This is a genomic window from Actinoplanes sp. ATCC 53533 (assembly GCF_003947245.1).
The window spans coordinates 1-789 of sequence record NZ_QHHV01000581.1 but is presented as its reverse complement, the minus strand read 5'-3'; the positions used below and the strand labels follow the sequence as shown (position 1 = coordinate 789).

The window sequence follows — 789 nt, the reverse complement described above, 5'->3', positions numbered from 1 at the left end:
TATGCCCGCGATCCGGTCATGGCCGGAGAAGTTCTCCTCGTCGAGGAACCGGTCGAGGGCCTCGCGCGGCCGCGGCACCAAGCTGACGTCACCCGAACTGGTCAACGCCGCGACGGTCGGCGCGATGTCGTCATAGTCGACGTCATCGGGCTGCGACGCATGGTCGATCACGGACTCCAACAGGCACCGTTGTCGATCATTGCTTCACCCTCATACCGCCCGCATCCCATGGACAGCGCTTGTCGCCCTACTCATCCAGCTGCAGTCAACACACCTGTTGGCTGGATGGTCGCTGTCCGTGACGGTGGTCCAGCGCCGGAGCATCCGGTCATGCTTGATATGCAGGTAATCCTTGGTGATCCACGGCGGGATTGCGGACCTGGCCTGGCGTTCAGCCAGGTCCGCATCCCAGGTGGCTTGCGCATGGTCAGTGCTGAGCGGGTTCCCACCACACCAGGTTGGCGGCCACCTGGGCCACCGGTTCGATGATCTCCCACGCCTCGGCGATGAGCCCGCCGTCGATCCGCCAGATGTCGACGACGGCGATCTCTGGTCCTGCGTCGGGAAGCCAGCGTCGCGAGTACATCACGACGCGATCGCCGTCGGCCAGGACCTGATGGATCTCGATCTGCATGCCGGCCAGCTGTACCAGCGCGGCGCGGACGGCGGCGAGCCATTCCGCCTTGGTCGATGTGGTGGAACCCGGTCGGTGGTGGACGAAGTCATCGCTCAGGAACGGTGCGAGCGCGTCGACGTCGCCCGTCTCGATCAATCCTGCGAGTGCCTGTT

At 64.9% G+C, this 789-nt stretch carries 1 protein-coding gene; it reads right to left on the bottom strand.

Going from position 1 to position 789, the window contains the following annotated elements; genetic code table 11:
- Window positions 1–427: 427 nt before the first annotated feature.
- A partial coding sequence (locus DMB66_RS60145; RefSeq protein WP_148112992.1) for a nuclear transport factor 2 family protein occupies window positions 428–789 on the bottom strand: 362 nt, incomplete at its 5' end.